The sequence below is a fragment of the Anoxybacillus sp. P3H1B genome (assembly GCF_001560855.1).
In the GTDB taxonomy this organism is placed as follows: domain Bacteria; phylum Bacillota; class Bacilli; order Bacillales; family Anoxybacillaceae; genus Anoxybacteroides; species Anoxybacteroides rupiense.
Genome location: NZ_LPUG01000028.1, coordinates 220,485 through 239,524, shown reverse-complemented (window position 1 = coordinate 239,524; position 19,040 = coordinate 220,485). Strand labels below are relative to the sequence as shown.

The window sequence follows — 19,040 nt, the reverse complement described above, 5'->3', positions numbered from 1 at the left end:
CGAAGCCGCCTTTCAACTAAAGACCATGCGGTCTTCAGGGTTATCGGGTATTAGCTCCGGTTTCCCGAAGTTATCCCCGTCTTACGGGCAGGTTGCCCACGTGTTACTCACCCGTCCGCCGCTAACCAAACAGAAGCAAGCTTCTATTCGGTCCGCTCGACTTGCATGTATTAGGCACGCCGCCAGCGTTCGTCCTGAGCCAGGATCAAACTCTCCAAAAGAAAGTTGATTGGCTATTATTTAAATTTCGGTTGACCATACCGAAATTTTTCGATTCACGCTTCGTTTTGTTCAGTTTTCAAAGAACATTGTTCTAATAAAGCAGCTATTAAATAATAACAAATCAATCAGCTAATGTCAATCTTTTTTTATTTTATTCATCCGTTTTTCACGGACATTTTTTATTATACTTATATACTTTACATTAATCAAGTATTTTTTTCTTTTTTACTTCTTTGTCTATGAGACAGAAAAAGCGAAATGGTCACTTTTCTGTCTACTTCTTTAGAATTAAATCCATACTGGATAAAAGTTTAACTAAAAAAGTGTACCCCTATTTGAGAAAACATGAACAAACGACGTATACACCTCCGCTACCATCAACTGAACATAAAAAATCTGTAAAAGCGAAACCTGGCTTTTTAACGATTATATCTTTAATTCAGAGGTTTGTGTTGTTTTTCAACGGTCGGCCCGCTGTCACATATTTATATGATACAAACACCCCCGGACTTGATCTCCGACCGCCGAATACATTATCTACCCTTTTTAAAGATTTGTATTGATTATAGCTAGATCCTCTTTGATAAAACTAAAAGTATTTCTACTCCTTTTAAAATCATCCTCTATTCTTTAAATGCTTAACACTTGAAAGAAATACAAGGCGCAAATTATGATTTATCTAAATTAATGCTAATTTTTCGATTCGTAAGTCTCTAATCTGCTGACTAAGCATAGATATCATTTAACGCTTGCTACTCATGATCGCATCATCAAAAAAGGAATGGGAAAAATAGAGATGGTTTGCTTACTAAAATATTTATTCTCCATCCATCTCAGACGAATAAATGACCTCTTCGATAAAAAGATGACGTTGTTCGCTTAATGAAATAAACTCATTTCCATCAACTGTTTTAACAATAGGCCGCGTCGGTTCTTCTCTTTGAACAAACACAATTTCCGCCATTTCGCCATTGGATAACTTCACCTTTGTGCCGACCGAAAACATTGTTAAATGATTCAATAAGATTTGTATGACTTCCATGCTTAGTTTCCCAAAGTTATCTACTTGAATTTGTTCAAGCGCTTTAAACGGTGATTCTTTTTTCCGATAAAGACGCTCAGAAACCATGGCATGATATACATCCGCTACGGAAACAATCTTACTATATGGATGAATTTGCTTGTCATTGATCCCAAACGGATATCCGCTTCCATCATTTCTTTCATGATGCTGTAAAACAGCTAATTTTACTCCTTCCTGTAAAACAGGGATTTTCTGAACCATCTTATATCCTAAAATGGTATGTTCCTTTACCTCTTTATACTCTTCAGCCGTAAGAGCGGATTTTTTCATAATAATTTTTTCATTAATTTTAGCCATACCACAATCACAAAGAATCCCTGCTAGAGCAATTTGATAACATGCTCCTTTTCCATAATTCAGATGCTTCCCTAAAAACCCTGACAATAACCCGATACAGACCGCATGATGGTATAAATAATCTTCTTTCGTTGTATAACGATATAGGGTAAGCAGTTCTGTTCGATTATCGATAAAACGGTCAAGCAAAGGAATAATAATTGAACGAATTTCTCCAACATCAATAGGAGAACCTGACTGCCAAGATTGAAATGCTTTTTTGTATCGTTGTACTGCTTTTAAATAAAGAGCCATAATATCTTCCGTACTTTCATTATTTTGCTCATCGCTTTCCTTTTTTACCTCGATAATTTCTAGAGGCCTAAAGGGTTGGCCATTTGCTAATACCGGCTCTACATAAACATCTTCAATCAAAAATTTTTCCAACACATTTAAAAGCAACGGAGTTAATACAGTGTTCTTAGGAATAATTGTTTTCTTTGTTTTTCCAATTACATCGGCTGCTAGAATACATCCTTCTTGTAACTGATTAATTTTGACACGAATCATTTTATTCCCCCAGTCTAACAAGACACAATTCCCCGTGTATTATAAAAAGCTGACTCGAGGATGCGGGCTCTGTTCCTCGAATCAGCAATGTTAATCCATTAGTCTTCCTGTCTATCCTCAGCTTCCTTTTCTTCCTCTTTTGGTACTTTTGCAACTGTGGCAACATATTCGTGTTCATTATCACCTGATAGCCGGATCAATTTAACTCCTTGCGTATTCCGTCCCATTCTCGAAATATCGCTGACAGCAATCCGGATCAAAACGCCATTGGTGGTGATCAACATAAGATCTTCTTCGCCTGTTACAGTCTTTACAGCTACAACTGTGCCATTTTTTTCAGAAATATTGCATGTTTTTAACCCTTTTCCGCCACGACTTTGCACTCGATATTCTGAAGCCCCTGTGCGTTTTCCGTACCCGTTTTTCGTTACTACAAGCACATCATGATCTTCCTCTAGAATCTCCATTCCGACTACTTCATCGCCACCTTCTAACGTGATTGCCTTAACCCCCGTTGCATTTCTTCCCATTGTTCGCACCTCTGTTTCAGGGAAGCGGATGAGCATACCATGTTTCGTTCCAACGATCACGTGTTTAGAACCATCTGTCAATTTTACAGAAATAAGCTCATCTCCTTCACGCAAGCTAACGGCAATCAAGCCATTATTGCGGATATTGGCGAACGAAGATAGCGGAGAGCGTTTAGCAATTCCTTCTTTTGTTGTAAAGAACAAAAAGGAATTATCGTCAAATTGGTCGATCGTAATAATTGTATTGACCCATTCATCTTTATCGATTTCTAATAAATTAATAATTGGTATTCCTTTAGCTATTCGTCCAAATTCAGGAATTTCGTATCCTTTCGAACGATACACTTTCCCTTTATTTGTAAAAAACAGAATGGTATGGTGGGTTGACGTGATCAAAAGGTGCTCCACAAAATCGTCTTCGCTTGTGTTCATTCCCTGAATTCCTCGGCCGCCACGCTTTTGACTTTTGTAGGTAGATAAAGGAAGGCGTTTAATATAGCCTTTATGCGTGAGCGTCACGACAATATTTTCACAAGGAATCAGATCCTCATCATCAAATTCTTCAATGCCTCCGCTTACAATCTCGGTTCTCCGTTTATCATTAAATCGCTCTTTTATTTCTGTGAGCTCATCACGAATAATTTGCAACACTTTTTCTTCATCCGCTAAAATCTCTTTAAGTTGGGCAATCAACTGAACCAACTCTTGGTATTCTTGTTCAATCTTTTCTCTCTCTAACCCTGTTAATCGTTGCAGGCGCATATCTAAAATGGCTTGCGCTTGTCTTTCGGTAAGTGAAAATTTTTGCATCAAACCTTGTTTAGCGATTTCTGTCGTTTGTGAGTGCCGAATTAAATGGATCACTTCATCCAAATGATCCAAAGCGATGCGCAGCCCTTCAAGAATATGAGCTCTCGCTTCCGCCTTTTTCAGCTCATAAGCTGTCCGGCGGCGAATGACGATCTTTTGATGATCTAAATAATGCATCAGACACTCTTTTAGGTTTAAAACTTTTGGCTCTCCATTCACGAGCGCAAGCATATTGATTCCAAAGCTTGTTTGCAGTGCTGTTTGTTTATACAAGTTGTTTAAAATCACCTTGGCATTAGCGTCTTTTCGAACCTCTATTACGATTCGCATGCCGCTGCGATCCGATTCATCACGCAAATCGGTGATTCCATCGATTTTTTTCTCGCGTACAAGTTCAGCAATCCGCTCGATCAGCTTGGCTTTATTCACCTGATAAGGAAGCTCCTGAACAATGATCGTTTCTTTCCCATTTGCTTTTTGCTCAATTTCCACTTTCGCTCTTAAGGTAATTGAGCCTCTTCCTGTTTCATATGCTTTCCTGATTCCGCTGCGCCCAATAATTTGTCCTGCAGTAGGAAAATCAGGTCCCGGTATAAATTCCATTAATTCAGCAACGGTCATTTCCGGATCTTGACTTAAGGCTAAAAGCGCATCAATTACTTCTCCCAGCTGGTGGGGAGGAATATTTGTCGCCATTCCGACTGCAATTCCTGAAGATCCATTGACTAGCAAATTAGGAAATCTCGATGGTAACACCGCCGGTTCCTTTTCCGATCCATCATAGTTATCTTGGTAATCAATGGTGTCCTTATTGATATCCCGCAACAGCTCCATCGATATCTTAGACATTCTTGCTTCTGTATAACGCATGGCTGCGGCTGCATCGCCGTCAATAGAACCGAAGTTACCATGTCCATCCACCAGCATATAGCGATAGTTAAAATCCTGAGCCATCCGCACCATCGTGTCGTAAACAGCTGCGTCACCGTGCGGATGATATTTCCCGATCACTTCACCAACAATCCGTGCTGATTTTTTATAAGGTTTGTCCGCTGTCATCCCTAAATCATGCATCGCATATAAAATACGACGATGGACTGGCTTTAATCCATCCCGAACATCTGGCAAAGCCCTTGAAACAATAACACTCATAGCATAATCAAGAAATGACGATCTCATTTCTTGGCTGATATTCACTTCGCGAATTCGAGGATTACGATTTTCTGACATGTTTACGTACCTCCCTTATAAACTCATTTTCCAGATGGGGAGGGTGGCATTTGAACACTCTCCAATACATAATGAAGGATTAACCTATACGAAGCCAACACTTTTCTTTTCATCCACGTCGGCAAGGTGTTCTTGCCGACATTGGATAGATCTGGGCATTGCTTCTTTATGCATATCAATGACAAAAACCATCAAAACCGATGTTCCGTAGATATAGAAATCGATTCTCAAACATCCATCTTAAATATCTAGATTTTTGACATACTTTGCGTTTTCCTCAATAAATTGTCTTCTTGGCTCAACCTTGTCTCCCATTAAAACCTCAAATATCTCGTCAGCTTCAATCGCATCTTGAAGGCTTACTTGAAGCAGCGTCCGCGTTTCAGGATTCATGGTTGTTTCCCATAGCTGCTCAGGATTCATTTCACCAAGACCTTTATACCGTTGAATGGTCGGTTTTGGAGTTTCTGGCAGTTCGGACAAGACTTGCTCTAGTTGACGATCATTGTAGGCATATTCCACCCGCTTGCCTTGCTGAATTTTGTAAAGAGGCGGTTGAGCAATATAAACGTATCCCTTTTCAATAATTTCCCGCATATAACGGTAAAAAAACGTTAGCAGCAGCGTCCGAATATGCGCTCCATCGACATCGGCATCCGTCATGATGATGATCTTATGATATCTTGCTTTTGTAATATCGAAATCTTCACCAATTCCTGTTCCTAACGCTGTTATAATTGTTCGCACTTCATTGTTCGATAAAATTTTATCTAGACGGGCTTTTTCAACATTGATAATTTTTCCGCGCAACGGTAAAATCGCTTGAAAATGGCGATCTCGTCCCTGTTTCGCAGATCCGCCCGCTGAGTCTCCCTCTACTACATACAATTCGCTAATAGAAGGATCCTTTGAAGAACAATCTGCCAGTTTCCCAGGCAAATTGGATATTTCAAGCGCACTTTTTCTCCGCGTTAGCTCGCGCGCTTTTTTTGCCGCTAAACGGGCACGCGCCGCCATCATTCCTTTTTCGATGATCTTCTTGGCAACAGTTGGATTCTCTAGCAAAAAGGTTTCAAACTGCTCTGAGAAGATGGCATCTGTTACTGTTCTTGCATCGCTATTTCCAAGTTTCGTCTTTGTTTGCCCTTCAAATTGCGGCGCAGGATGCTTCACAGAAACAATCGCCGTGAGCCCTTCCCGCACATCTTCCCCGGTTAAGTTAGCATCATTGTCCTTAAAAATGTGGTGTTTGCGTGCATAATCATTAATAATACGGGTTAATGCTGTTTTAAAACCCGATTCGTGTGTTCCGCCTTCATGTGTATGAATGTTATTAGCGAACGAATAAATATTGCTGCTGTAGCTGTCATTGTATTGCAAGGCGATCTCAACGGAAATTCCATCTCGTTCCCCATCGATATAAATAGGCTCATCATGAAGCACTTCTCTTGTTCGGTTTAAGTGTTGAACGTATGATTTAATTCCGCCTTCATAATAGTATTCGTTCTTTCGGTTTTCGTCTCGTTTATCTTCAAGACTAATTTTAATCCCTCGATTTAAAAAGGCTAATTCCCGTAATCGAGTGGCCAGCGTCTCGTAATCATACTCTGTCGTTTCGGTAAAAATCTCAGGATCTGGTTTAAACCGAGTAGTAGTGCCTGTCCGATCCGTTTCGCCAATAACTTGTAAATCCGCACAAGGAATCCCGCGTTCATATTTTTGATAATGAATTTTTCCTTCACGATAAACAAATACTTCTAATTCTTGTGACAGGGCATTTACAACAGAAGCACCAACTCCATGAAGCCCTCCAGATACTTTATATCCGCCGCTACCAAATTTTCCGCCGGCATGGAGCACCGTCATAATGACTTCAACAGCCGGTCGACCCATTTGTTCTTGAATGCCGACTGGAATACCACGACCATTGTCAACCACGGTAATACTGTTATCTTTTTCGATTGTTACAGAGATTTCTGTACAATACCCAGCCAATGCTTCATCAATACTATTGTCAACAATTTCCCAAACTAAATGATGTAAGCCTTTGGGACCCGTTGATCCTATATACATGCCTGGCCGTTTCCGTACAGCTTCAAGGCCTTCCAATACCTGAATTTGCCGTTCATCATACATATGTTCGATTTTTTGTTCCATTGTCATGTTAATCACCTACGCTTTCCTTTGAAAAACGATCAAACATCCCCGGTGTCCGGGGAACAAATATGACCGGAACTCACTTGATAGATCGCTGCTTCCTTTATGACATCATGTTTAATTCCGTCAATACTTGTTGTAGTAACAAAGGTTTGAACTTTCTGGCGGATGGTGTTAAGCAGATGTGTTTGCCGAAAATCGTCCAGTTCCGAAAGTACATCGTCTAATAAAAGAATGGGATAATCGCCTGTTTCAGAAAAGATCAGTTCAATTTCGGCCAATTTGATCGATAAAGCTGTTGTTCTTTGCTGTCCCTGTGAACCAAATGTCTGTACATCTCTTCCATTGACATCAAATGACAAATCGTCACGGTGAGGACCAGCAAGTGTCGTACCTCGCTGAATTTCCTTCTCCTTTATTTTAACAAATTTTTCAGTATATGCTTCTATTATTCTCGACAATTCCAGCTCTTCTGATACCTGAACAGAAGGATGATATTGGATTTGCAGCTTTTCCAATCCTCGGCTGATTTCGTGATGAATGGGCTCAGCCCATTTTTGCAGCAGCTGGGAAAATTCATATCTCTTTAATGTAATTTTCGCGGCAATCTCTATCAGCTGTTCTGTTAATACATCTAAAACAGCTTCATCATGATGCTGCTTCGTTTGCAACAGCTTCAAATAATGATTCCGCTGCTGCAATATCTTTTGGTAGCGGCTTAAATCATGCATATAAACAGGGGAAATCTGCCCCATTTCCATATCAATAAAACGTCGTCTTACTTGCGGCCCGCCCTTGACTAAATGCAAATCTTCAGGAGCAAATAAAACCACATTAATGTGTCCGATATATTGACTTAATTTTTTTTGTTCAATATGACTTATTTTTGCTTTTTTCCCTTTTTTTGAAATCACAAGCTGCAAAGTTGACGGCCCATTTTTTTTAACGGCCTTCCCTTCTATTTTAGCATATTCCTCATCCCAACGAATCAATTCTTTATCATTTGATGTCCGATGAGATTTAGCCATCGCTAAAACATAAATAGCTTCCATCAAATTCGTCTTTCCTTGCGCGTTTTCTCCCAAAATCACGTTGACTTTATTCGTAAACGACAGCTCCTGGCTGATATAATTCCGGTAATTTTTTAACGATAGATGTGTTAAAAACAAAGATTCTTCACCTACTCCAAACCTTTTACCATAAAAGTTCCGAAATCGCGAATATCGACAACATCCCCATGCTTCAGTTTTCGTCCGCGACGATTTTCTCTATCGCCGTTGACATATACTTCTTTTGTTTGTAAAAACCATTTTGCCATACCGCCTGTATCAATCGCTTGCACAAGCTTTAAAAATTGGCCAAGAGTAATCGTTTCCGTTGTGATCTCTATCGTTTGTTTCATCATTTTCACCGCTCTTCAAAAAAATGTCCATCACTTCATTTTACTAAAAAATTGATCAATAGCAAATAAAGCTGCTAGAGAGTCGGAGTAGTTCTAGCAGCTTTATTATACATTAGTACGTTCTGACTGGTAAGATCAGCTGGAGCATGGAATCGCTGTGTAGTGGACGAAGAACAAATGGACGCATGGCTCCGGTAAAGCTGATCTTGATTTCAGCTCCCTCCAGTGCTTTAAGAGCATCCATCATGTATTTAGCACTGAAAGAAATTTTTAGCTCTTCCCCTTCGACAGATTCGCTCTGGATCTCCTCAGTAACTTTCCCGATTTCTGGGGATATCGATGAAATTTCTACAATGCCATCCTGTAATGTTGTCAATTTAACCACATTGTTTCTTCCTTCTCTAGCAAGCAAAGAAGCGCGGTCAATCGCTTGGAAAAACTCCTTCGCATTCACAATTACGTCTGTTTGGCTATCTGCCGGAATTAAGCGGGACGTATCAGGATAGTTTCCATCAAGCAATCGCGAGAAAAATAAAAGGTGTTTCGTTTTAAATAAAACCTGATTTTCTGTAATGACAATTTCTACATTTTCATTACTGTCATCAAGAATTTTACTTAATTCGTTTAAGCTCTTCCCAGGGATAACCACGTTATAGCCTAGACTTGCATCCATTTCGATTTTTGCTTTCCGTAAAGCAAGGCGATGACTATCTGTTGCAATACAGATCAGTTCTCCATTCTCTACCTTCCAGTTTACACCTGTTAAGATCGGTCGTGTTTCTGAAGTAGAAACCGCAAAAACCGTTTGACGAATCATGGTTTTTAGTAAATCCGTTGGAAGTTTGAACACATTCTCTTCTTTAATTTGTGGAAGTCTTGGATACTCTTCTGCATCTAAGCCGTTTAAGCTAAACTCCGCTTTTCCTGAACGGATGATTGTAACAAATTGATTTTGAACTTCTATTTCGACGTTGTCTTCTGGAAGTTTTTTAACGATTTCGGCAAAAAAACGAGCCGGTAATACAATACTGCCTGGTTGCAGGACTTCTGCAATAATTGTTCCTTCTTCTTCAGCTGGAATAGATGATTCAATGGATATATCTGAATCGCTTCCAGTCAGTGTGACTTCTTGAACAGTTGCTACCATTTTAATACCAGAAAGAATCGGGATCGTTGTGCGTGAAGAAACAGCTTTCATGACATCTTGAACGCTACGAACTAAGTGATCTTTTTGAATGGTAAGTCGCACGAATCGCACCCTCCTAAACTAGAATAAAAGTAAATTTATTTTATATAAAAAATAAGTAATAGTAGTAATAGTAGCTGTTAACATGTGGATAAGCCGAAAAATCGCAAAGGAAACACAGTCATCCACATGTGGATAGACTGTGCACAACTTTTTATATTATTCACACTATCTATCAATGTTTCAATTTTTCTTGAATTTCTTTTATTTGTTTCTGCAGCTGCACATCCGTTTGCAGCAAAGTTGAAATCTTCTCATGAGCATGGATCACAGTTGTATGGTCGCGTCCTCCAAATTCTTCACCGATTTTTGGCAAAGAACAGTCCGTCAGCTCCCGAGATAGGTACATAGCGATTTGCCTCGGAAAAGCAACCGATTTTGTTCGTTTTTTCGCCTTGAAATCTTCCAGCTTGAGATTGAAATGCTGCCCGACTACGCGTTGAATATCTTGAATGGTGATGACCTTCGGTTTGGAGCTTGGGATGATATCCTTTAGTGCTTCTGCAGCAAGATCCGCGTTAATTTCTTTATTAATAAGCGATGAATATGCCACAACTCGGATGAGAGCTCCCTCAAGTTCACGAATGTTGGAATCAATTTGATTAGCGATGTAAAGCATAACCTCATTCGGAATATCGAAGCCTTCTGCCTTTGCTTTTTTGCGAAGAATAGCAATTCTCGTTTCTAAATCTGGAGGAGTTATATCGGTTATAAGTCCCCATTCAAATCGTGAACGCAGGCGGTCTTCAAGAGTTGGGATTTCCTTTGGCGGCCGATCGCTAGAAATGACGATTTGTTTACTTTCTTCATGAAGCGTGTTGAATGTATGGAAAAATTCTTCTTGTGTTTGTTCTTTTCCAGCTAAAAACTGAATATCATCAATTAATAGGACATCAACATTTCGATATTTGTTGCGAAAGTCATCGGCTTTATTGTCACGAATTGCATTAATAAATTCATTAGTAAATTTTTCAGAAGATAAATAAACGACTTTGGCTGATGGATTATGTTCAATCACATAATGGCCGATCGCATGCATGAGATGGGTTTTTCCCAAGCCGACTCCTCCATATATGAAAAGAGGGTTATATGCTTTTGCTGGCGCTTCTGCTACTGCTAAGGAAGCGGCATGGGCAAAACGATTTCCGGATCCGATGACGAACGTATCAAATGTATATTTTGGATTTAGCATGTTTTGCGGAAAATCTACCTGCTCATCATCCAATTTACGTTGCTTTTTCGTCACCTGTTTAAGATCGATATCTTCCTCGTTCGAGTTGTGAGGAATGATAAATTTAATAGTTAGCTCTTCTCCAGTGATATCATAAATGGTTTCGCCGATTAAATGAGCATAGCGGGAATCCAGCCAATCTCTTGCAAATTCATTTGGGGCTACAATGACGAGTGTATCACCTTTTAGGGAGTGAGCTTTCGTTGATTTCAGCCAGGTTTCAAAGCTGGGTTTACTGATTTTTTTTTCGATCTCCGCAAGCGCCTTATTCCATAAATCATCAATATTTTCCACCCGTTGGCCCTCCTTTTTACACAAAGGGTTGTTCAATCTTTGTACAACTTTTTTAGCGATGCATATAAATTTATAAAAATACGCTGTGGAAAAATAATATAATTAGGAAGGAAAACGACATTTCGACAGAATCCACTTAGTGTGGATAGCTTTTTCTACAACCGTGAATAAATTGTCCACACATTATCCACATTTTGTGGATAAAAAATTATACACAAGAATAATCCAGAGTGAAAACAAGAATATGATATCAAATAAACTAGCGTGTTGCAATGATTTTTGATAAATATCCACAACGCCCATACACTGTGGAAAATTATTATCCACATGGTAAGAAGTTGTGAAAAAAATGTCGATAAATGTTGTGAATAAATGAAAAGCAAGAGAAAATATATCCACAGGATAAAAAGTGACTGAAAGATCCACCTGGAACGGTTGACATTTCACTAAATTGTTCAATATAATTAGAAAGACTGCCTGTAACAGTTATTCCTCAGGGAGGTGTCATATAATGAAACGCACATATCAACCAAATAAGCGCAAACGCAGTAAAGTTCACGGCTTTCGCGCACGCATGAGCACAAAGAACGGACGTAAAGTGCTTGCACGTCGCCGCCGTAAAGGAAGAAAAGTATTATCCGCGTAGGCCACTGAAACCTCAGTGGTCTTTTTTCTAAGCTGTCTGCCCAAACTCTACGGAAGAATATGGAGTGTTGCGATTGGGGATGAAAAAAAAATACCGCATAAAAAAGAATGAGGAATTTCAACAAGTATTCCAAAAAGGCCATTCCATGGCCAATCGTCAATTTGTAATTTATGTATTGGATCGGCCAGAGCAGCCGTATTTTCGGATTGGCTTGTCCGTAAGTAAAAAAATTGGAAAAGCGGTCGTCAGGAATCGAGTAAAGCGTTATATTCGCCAGACTTTTCTAGAATTGCGAGATCAGGTTGCTACTGCAAAGGACTATGTGATTATTGCAAGACGGCCTGTTTCTGAAATGAATTATGCGGAAGTGAAAAAAAGCTTAATGCATGTGCTGAAAAAAGCTGGAGTATTAGAGAATCATTCTTTTTGATCAGAATGATGGTAAAATACATATACAGAAACCGGATTTTGGACATGTTAGGAGGGAAATGTAGTGAAAAGGCGAATTTGGTTAACGATCGCACTTGTTGCATTTATAGCTCTATTAGCGGGGTGTTCACAAGTAAATCAGCCGATCACATCGGAGAGTAAGGGATTTTGGAACGAGTATATTGTTTATCCGCTTTCGTGGTTGATTAAATATGTGGCGCACCTATTTGGTGGAAACTACGGTTTGTCGATCATCATTGTTACTATTTTGATCCGGCTTGTTATTTTGCCCCTGATGATTCAACAGACGAGAAATGCGAAAGCGATGCAGGCATTGCAGCCTGAGTTACAAAAGCTTAGAGAAAAGTATAGCTCTAAAGATATGGAAACGCAACAAAAATTACAGCAAGAGACGATGATGCTATTTCAGAAACATGGCGTGAATCCATTAGCCGGTTGTTTTCCGCTCATTATCCAAACCCCGATCTTAATTGGTTTTTACCATGCCATTATGCGAACAAGAGAAATTGCCGATCATAATTTCCTATGGTTCGATCTTGGAGCTAAAGATCCGTATTTTATTTTGCCTGTTGTAGCTGGGGTAGCGACATTTATTCAACAGAAAATAATGATGGCAGGGACTGAGCAGCAAAATCCACAGATGGCGATGATGCTTTGGATTATGCCGATTATGATTATTGTTTTTGGTATTAACTTTCCAGCTGCTTTATCTCTTTATTGGGTAGTAGGAAATATCTTTTCTATTGTACAAACCTATGCTATTAAAGGTCCTGATTTAAAATCTAATCATTCAGGGGGACAGAAAAAGTGAAGGAAGTAACCGCGACCGCTTCGACTGTTGATGAGGCTATTCAGCTTGCATTAAATCAATTAGGCGTTTCAAGAGATCGCGTGGAAATTGACGTATTAGAGCAAGGGAAAAAAGGGTTTCTTGGTATTTTAGGCAATAAACCAGCGGTTGTAAAGGTAAAAGTACATCCTGATCCAATTGAAGAGGCAGAAATTTTTTTGAAAAATGTGATTGAAAAGATGGGGATTCCAGCGAGTGTGACGAAAAGTGAAGCAGGACATGACAAAGAAATTCAGTTTACCATTAGCGGTGAAAAGATCGGTTTGTTAATTGGCAAACATGGACAAACATTGAATTCTCTCCAGCTATTGACACAGCTGGTGGCGAACCGCTATGCCAATGGCTATGTTCATATCACAGTTGATGCTGAAAACTATCGGGCGCGGCGTCGCGATGTGTTGATGCAGTTGGCTGAAAAATTGGCGGAAAAAGCGGTGAAAACAAAAAAAGAAGTGAAATTAGAACCGCTGCCGGCATATGAGCGAAAAGTCATTCATTCTGCTTTAGCTAATAATCGGAAAGTTAAAACTTTTTCCGTTGGAACAGAACCTCATCGGTATATTGTTATAGCTCCCGTGCATGAGCAAATAAGCAAGGAATAAGATGTTTAAACATTCATAAAACGCGGGGGAAGGGGCTATCTCATCATTTGAGAAAGCCTCTTTTTTCTGTTGCTTTCGCAAAAAATAAGATCCATGCGCATAGAGACTGTCCTTGCGCTTAGTTCCATGAAAAAGAGATTATCGACGGTTGAAGCATGTGATATGCGCCCGCTTTTTGAACAATGAGCGATTTCTTGGCAATCTGCTTGTCCGCTCTCCCTGATTAAATCATGAGTTTTGTTTTTGGAATAAAGGAATAAATCATCCATGGGCAAGAGATAAAACGTTCATTTTGTTATTATTGTTATTCACATGTGGATAAGTTAAAATTGATAATGATTACTTTGATTACTTCCTGAATTGTGGATTATTTAATGATTGCAAGCGATTCTCTTGTTTACAATATAGATCATAGACAAGGATAGAAGAGAGGTGAAAATATATGGAGTTTGATACAATTGCTGCGATTTCTACTCCGATGGGGGAAGGCGCCATCGCCATTGTTCGTTTGAGCGGAAGCGAAGCCATTGCTATTGCGGATCGCCTTTTCAAAGGAAAAGGGAAAAAACGCCTGAATGATGTGCCTTCACATACCCTCCATTATGGGCATATTATTGACCCGGCTGATGGTCGTACGGTGGAGGAAGTAATGGTTGCTGTTATGCGGGCGCCTAAGACGTTTACAAGAGAAGACGTCGTCGAAATTAACTGTCACGGGGGGCTCGTTTCCGTTCACCGTATCTTGCAGCTTGTTTTGACAAATGGGGCTCGTTTGGCTGAGCCGGGCGAATTTACAAAGCGGGCATTTTTAAATGGTCGTATTGATTTATCTCAGGCTGAAGCGGTGATTGACTTAATTCGTGCAAAAACCGATCGAGCGATGAATGTGGCTCTTAATCAAATGGAAGGGAGATTATCAAAAATGATTCGCCAGCTGCGGCAAACGATTTTAGAAACGCTTGCTCATGTGGAAGTGAACATTGATTATCCTGAATATGATGACGTAGAGGAAATGACGCATCGACTGCTTCTCGAGAAATCGCAGTATGTTCGTTCAGAAATCGAACGGCTTTTGCAAACGGCGCACCAAGGAAAAATATTGCGAGAAGGGCTGGCAACCGTCATTATCGGTCGCCCGAATGTTGGAAAATCATCTTTGTTAAATAGTCTTGTTCATGAAAATAAGGCAATTGTCACAGATATTCCGGGAACGACAAGAGATGTTATTGAAGAATATGTCAATGTCCGTGGTGTTCCGTTAAAACTGATTGATACAGCGGGAATTCGCGAAACAGAGGATGTCGTCGAGCGAATCGGTGTTGAACGTTCAAAGCAAATGGTGAAAGAGGCGGATTTGGTTTTATTTGTTTTAAATTACAATGAGCCGCTGACTGAGGAAGATGAGCAGCTTTTTGAAAGTGTAAAAGAGAAGGATGTTATCATCATTGTGAATAAAACGGATTTGCCGCAAAGAATCGATATGGAACGTGTAAAACAGCTTGCAAATGAACATCCGATGATCGCCACTTCTTTATTAGAGGAAAAAGGCATTGACCAATTGGAAGAGGCTATTTCTACGTTATTTTTTGCCGGAGCGGTGGAAGCTGCGGATTTGACATATGTGTCAAACTCAAGGCATATCGCTTTGCTCCATCAAGCGAAAAAAGCGATTGAGGAAGCCATTGTGGGAATAGAGGCAGGAGTCCCAATTGATATTGTACAAATTGATTTGACAAGAGCATGGGAATTGTTAGGAGAAATTGTGGGGGATACGGTACACGAAAGTTTGATTGACCAGCTGTTCTCTCAATTTTGTTTAGGAAAATGAAAAGGAGGTTGTTTCAAATGGAGTATCATGGCGGATCATATGATGTCATTATTGTCGGTGCTGGCCATGCCGGATGTGAAGCAGGACTGGCTGCAGCGCGAATGGGTGCCAAGACGTTAATGATTACGTTAAACCTGGATATGGTCGCTTTTATGCCATGTAATCCGTCTATCGGCGGCCCTGCCAAAGGAATTGTTGTTCGAGAAATTGATGCACTAGGCGGGGAAATGGGGAAAAACATCGATAAAACATACATTCAAATGAGAATGTTAAATACGGGAAAAGGTCCGGCTGTTCGCGCGTTACGAGCGCAGGCAGATAAATTTTTGTATCAGCATGAAATGAAGAAAACGCTTGAGCGTGAACCGAATTTGACGCTTCTTCAAGGAAAAGTAGAGCGGCTAATTGTTGAAGAAGGCGTGTGCAAAGGGGTCATGACTCATACGGGCGCTCAATATTGCGCCAAGACGGTTGTCATTACGACGGGAACATTTTTGCGTGGAGAGATTATTATTGGCGATATTAAGTATTCAAGCGGTCCAAATAACCAACAGCCGTCCATTAAGCTGTCAGAGCATTTAGAGGAGCTCGGTTTTCAGCTCGTACGATTCAAAACGGGAACTCCTCCGCGAGTCAATAGCCGTTCGATCGATTATAGCAAAACAGAAATCCAGCCGGGAGATGATACTCCACAGGCATTTTCATATGAAACAACGGAATACATTACAGATCAGTTGCCGTGCTGGCTGACTTATACGACGGAAGAGACGCATCGCATAATTGATGAAAACTTGCATTTATCGCCGATGTACTCGGGAATGATTAAAGGAACGGGCCCGCGTTATTGTCCATCAATTGAAGATAAAATTGTCCGTTTCCACGATAAACCGCGTCATCAAATTTTCTTGGAACCAGAGGGCCGGAATACGGAAGAAGTATATGTACAGGGGCTTTCCACCAGCTTGCCAGAGCATATTCAACGAAAAATATTGTCAACGATTCCGGGACTTGAACAAGCGCAGCTGATGAGAGCGGGCTATGCGATTGAGTACGATGCCATTGTTCCAACCCAACTATGGCCAACGCTAGAAACAAAAGTAGTGAAAAACTTATATACAGCTGGACAAATCAACGGTACCTCCGGCTATGAAGAAGCGGCGGGGCAGGGCATTATTGCTGGAATTAATGCGGCCCGCAAAGCGCTTGGAAAAGAAGAGCTCATTTTAAGCCGCTCTGATGCTTACATTGGCGTACTGATTGACGATCTCGTAACAAAGGGAACCAATGAGCCATACCGCTTGTTGACATCCCGGGCAGAATATCGCTTGTTGCTCCGCCATGATAATGCCGATTTGCGTCTTACGGAAATCGGGTATAAAATGGGATTGATTTCCGAAGAGCGTTACCAGAAGTTTTTAGCGAAGAAAGCAGCGATTGAAAAAGAGAAAAAACGTCTTCAAGCATGGATCATTAAACCAACAGACCAAGTTCAAGAGGTCATTCGTCAGGCGGGAGGCAGCGAATTAAAAGATGGCATTCGAGCTTCTGATTTATTGAAGCGTCCAGAAATGACCTATGAGCATATTCAGCTGCTTGCTCCAGCTGAAGAACAGCTTCCGTCCGATGTGGTGGAGCAAGTAGAAATCCAAATCAAGTATGAAGGATATATCGAAAAGTCACTTCAGCAAGTAGAACGTTTAAAGAAAATGGAAAACAAAAAAATTCCTGAAGATATTGATTATGATGCAATTACAGGCCTTGCGACCGAAGCTCGCCAAAAATTAAAACAAGTCCGGCCTCTTTCTATTGCGCAAGCTTCGCGCATTTCAGGAGTAAATCCTGCAGATATTTCGATATTATTAGTGTATTTAGAACAAGGAAGAATTGCTCGCGTGTCGAATGAATAACATAGTGAAGGGATTGGCATATGGATACCAAACAGTTTCAGAGCCTATTGGAGGAGAAAGGGATTTCTCTTTCTCCCCGACAATTGGAACAATTTCAAATCTATTATGAGCTGTTGATTGAATGGAACGAAAAAATGAATTTAACAGCGATTACGGATCAATCGGGGGTTTATTTAAAGCATTTTTTTGACTCCATTTCTCCTGCGTTTTATTACGATTTTTCAAAGCCAATGTCGCTTTGTGATGTCGGGGCTGGAGCCGGATTTCCGAGCATTCCGTTGAAAATTTGCTTTCCGCATCTGAAATTGTCGATCGTCGATTCGCTGCAAAAGCGCATTACTTTTCTTCACGCTCTTGCCTCAGCGCTCGAATTGGAAGATGTCGCTTTTTATCATGACCGTGCTGAAACATTCGCTAGACGAGAAGGGATCCGAGAGGCATTTGACGTTGTCATGGCTCGGGCGGTTGCTCGAATGTCTGTGCTCAGTGAGCTATGCCTTCCATTGGTGAAAGTAAATGGGACATTTATTGCCATGAAAGCAGCGGCCGCTCAAGAAGAATTGGAACAAGGAAAAACAGCGATTAAAGTTCTTGGTGGAGAAGTTGCAGCCACTCATTCATTTACGTTGCCGATCGAAGAGAGCGAGCGTACCATTATTTTTATTCATAAGAAACGGAAAACAACCAAGCAGTATCCTCGGAAACCAGGGATTCCAAATAAACTTCCAATTGAATGAGAACGCCGACTGGGAACATTGTTAAAACAGGGGAGAGTTTTTAAAGGTGGTGTAGAGGGGAATGAAGCATCCTTTTTCGCGCTTCTTTAGTTTTGGAGAAAAGGAACAAGAAGAAATGATTGAAAAACATGAGAATGAAGAAGTAAGAAAAATTCCAGTATCGCAAATTGTTCCGAACCGTTTTCAACCACGAACCATTTTTGATGATGAGAAAATTGCCGAGCTCGCTTTAACGATTCGAACACATGGAATCATTCAGCCGATTGTTGTTCGTGAATGTGAAAATGGCAAATATGAAATCATTGCAGGAGAAAGGCGCTGGCGTGCCGTTCAAACGCTGGGATGGACAGAAATTCCGGCCATTATCAAAAATTTAAATGATAAAGAAACCGCTTCAGTTGCTTTAATTGAAAATTTGCAGCGCGAAGAATTAACGCCGATTGAGGAGGCGCTGGCGTATGCCAAGCTATTGGAATTGCACCATTTGACGCAGGAAGCGCTGGCGCAGCGGTTAGGGAAAGGTCAGTCCACTATTGCCAATAAGCTTCGTTTACTAAAATTGCCTCAAGAGGTTCAAGAGGCGCTATTGCAACGAACGATTACAGAGCGGCATGCGCGAGCGCTCATTGTTTTAAAGGATCGGGACAAGCAATTACAGCTTTTAAAAGAGATTATTGAAAAACAATTGAATGTCAAACAGACAGAAGATCGCGTATTAAAGATATTAGAAGCCAATCGTCCAAAGCCCAAGCCGAAACGAAAAGCTTTCAGCAAGGATATGCGAATCGCTGTCAATACCATTCGCCAGTCATTAGCGATGGTGGCTGATAACGGTCTTTCGATCGATTCTGAAGAAGAAGATTTTGAGGATTATTATCAAATTACAATTCGTATCCCGAAAAAATAAATGATTCAATGCGACCTCATCATATCGCGTGTGATGAGGTTTTTATTTCATGCGATGCATA

Annotated in this window: 15 protein-coding genes and 1 rRNA gene; 8 read left to right on the top strand and 8 right to left on the bottom strand. The window is 40.4% G+C overall.

What is annotated here, in order from left to right; all coding sequences use genetic code 11:
* The 8 genes from AT864_RS16420 to dnaA form a co-directional block, all read right to left on the bottom strand.
* Window positions 1-221 (bottom strand): 16S ribosomal RNA (locus AT864_RS16420); the annotation flags it as partial.
* 818 nt (window positions 222-1,039) lie between these two features.
* Complete coding sequence (locus AT864_RS16415) at window positions 1,040-2,152, bottom strand: HD-GYP domain-containing protein (protein ID WP_066150835.1); 1,113 nt, start codon at window positions 2,150-2,152, stop codon at window positions 1,040-1,042.
* Window positions 2,153-2,250: 98 nt separating this feature from the next.
* Window positions 2,251-4,722, bottom strand: a complete 2,472-nt coding sequence (gene gyrA, locus AT864_RS16410; protein ID WP_066150832.1) for a DNA gyrase subunit A — start codon at window positions 4,720-4,722, stop codon at window positions 2,251-2,253.
* A 240-nt stretch (window positions 4,723-4,962) separates the two neighbouring features.
* On the bottom strand, window positions 4,963-6,885 hold the full coding sequence (gene gyrB / locus AT864_RS16405) for a DNA topoisomerase (ATP-hydrolyzing) subunit B (protein WP_044745142.1): 1,923 nt from the start codon (window positions 6,883-6,885) through the stop codon (window positions 4,963-4,965).
* 32 nt (window positions 6,886-6,917) lie between these two features.
* Window positions 6,918-8,048, bottom strand: coding sequence for a DNA replication/repair protein RecF (recF, locus tag AT864_RS16400; protein ID WP_066150829.1), 1,131 nt, complete (start codon window positions 8,046-8,048; stop codon window positions 6,918-6,920).
* Window positions 8,049-8,059: 11 nt separating this feature from the next.
* Window positions 8,060-8,281: a S4 domain-containing protein YaaA gene (gene yaaA / locus AT864_RS16395; protein WP_044745199.1), complete on the bottom strand. Its 222-nt coding sequence runs from the start codon at window positions 8,279-8,281 to the stop codon at window positions 8,060-8,062.
* 112 nt (window positions 8,282-8,393) lie between these two features.
* Complete coding sequence (dnaN, locus tag AT864_RS16390) at window positions 8,394-9,530, bottom strand: DNA polymerase III subunit beta (RefSeq protein ID WP_044745144.1); 1,137 nt, start codon at window positions 9,528-9,530, stop codon at window positions 8,394-8,396.
* A 172-nt stretch (window positions 9,531-9,702) separates the two neighbouring features.
* Window positions 9,703-11,052 (bottom strand): chromosomal replication initiator protein DnaA, encoded by a 1,350-nt coding sequence (gene dnaA, locus AT864_RS16385; RefSeq protein WP_044745145.1) that lies wholly within the window; start codon window positions 11,050-11,052, stop codon window positions 9,703-9,705.
* Between the two features lie 511 nt (window positions 11,053-11,563).
* Between dnaA and rpmH the strand changes: the two genes are divergently transcribed.
* The 8 genes from rpmH to noc all read left to right on the top strand — a co-directional run bounded on the left by rpmH (window position 11,564) and on the right by noc (window position 18,979).
* Window positions 11,564-11,698, top strand: a complete 135-nt coding sequence (gene rpmH, locus AT864_RS16380) for a 50S ribosomal protein L34 (protein WP_003397591.1) — start codon at window positions 11,564-11,566, stop codon at window positions 11,696-11,698.
* 79 nt (window positions 11,699-11,777) lie between these two features.
* The gene (gene rnpA, locus AT864_RS16375; RefSeq protein ID WP_044745200.1) at window positions 11,778-12,128 is read left to right on the top strand and encodes a ribonuclease P protein component; all 351 of its coding nucleotides are present in this window, start codon (window positions 11,778-11,780) and stop codon (window positions 12,126-12,128) included.
* Window positions 12,129-12,191: 63 nt separating this feature from the next.
* The gene (gene spoIIIJ / locus AT864_RS16370; protein ID WP_044745146.1) at window positions 12,192-12,959 is read left to right on the top strand and encodes a YidC family membrane integrase SpoIIIJ; all 768 of its coding nucleotides are present in this window, start codon (window positions 12,192-12,194) and stop codon (window positions 12,957-12,959) included.
* The gene (gene jag, locus AT864_RS16365; protein ID WP_044745147.1) at window positions 12,956-13,600 is read left to right on the top strand and encodes an RNA-binding cell elongation regulator Jag/EloR; all 645 of its coding nucleotides are present in this window, start codon (window positions 12,956-12,958) and stop codon (window positions 13,598-13,600) included. The genes spoIIIJ and jag overlap by 4 nt, the downstream gene beginning before the upstream one ends.
* A gap of 442 nt (window positions 13,601-14,042) precedes the next feature.
* Entirely contained in the window at window positions 14,043-15,428 is a 1,386-nt protein-coding gene (mnmE, locus tag AT864_RS16360) for a tRNA uridine-5-carboxymethylaminomethyl(34) synthesis GTPase MnmE (RefSeq protein ID WP_066150827.1), read from the top strand.
* Between the two features lie 17 nt (window positions 15,429-15,445).
* Window positions 15,446-17,335, top strand: a complete 1,890-nt coding sequence (gene mnmG / locus AT864_RS16355; protein ID WP_066150824.1) for a tRNA uridine-5-carboxymethylaminomethyl(34) synthesis enzyme MnmG — start codon at window positions 15,446-15,448, stop codon at window positions 17,333-17,335.
* Window positions 17,336-17,355: 20 nt separating this feature from the next.
* Window positions 17,356-18,072 carry a 16S rRNA (guanine(527)-N(7))-methyltransferase RsmG gene (rsmG, locus tag AT864_RS16350; RefSeq protein WP_066150821.1) on the top strand — a complete coding sequence of 239 codons (717 nt, stop codon included), beginning with the start codon at window positions 17,356-17,358 and terminating at the stop codon, window positions 18,070-18,072.
* A gap of 61 nt (window positions 18,073-18,133) precedes the next feature.
* Entirely contained in the window at window positions 18,134-18,979 is an 846-nt protein-coding gene (noc, locus tag AT864_RS16345) for a nucleoid occlusion protein (RefSeq protein WP_066150818.1), read from the top strand.
* Window positions 18,980-19,040 lie beyond the last annotated feature (61 nt).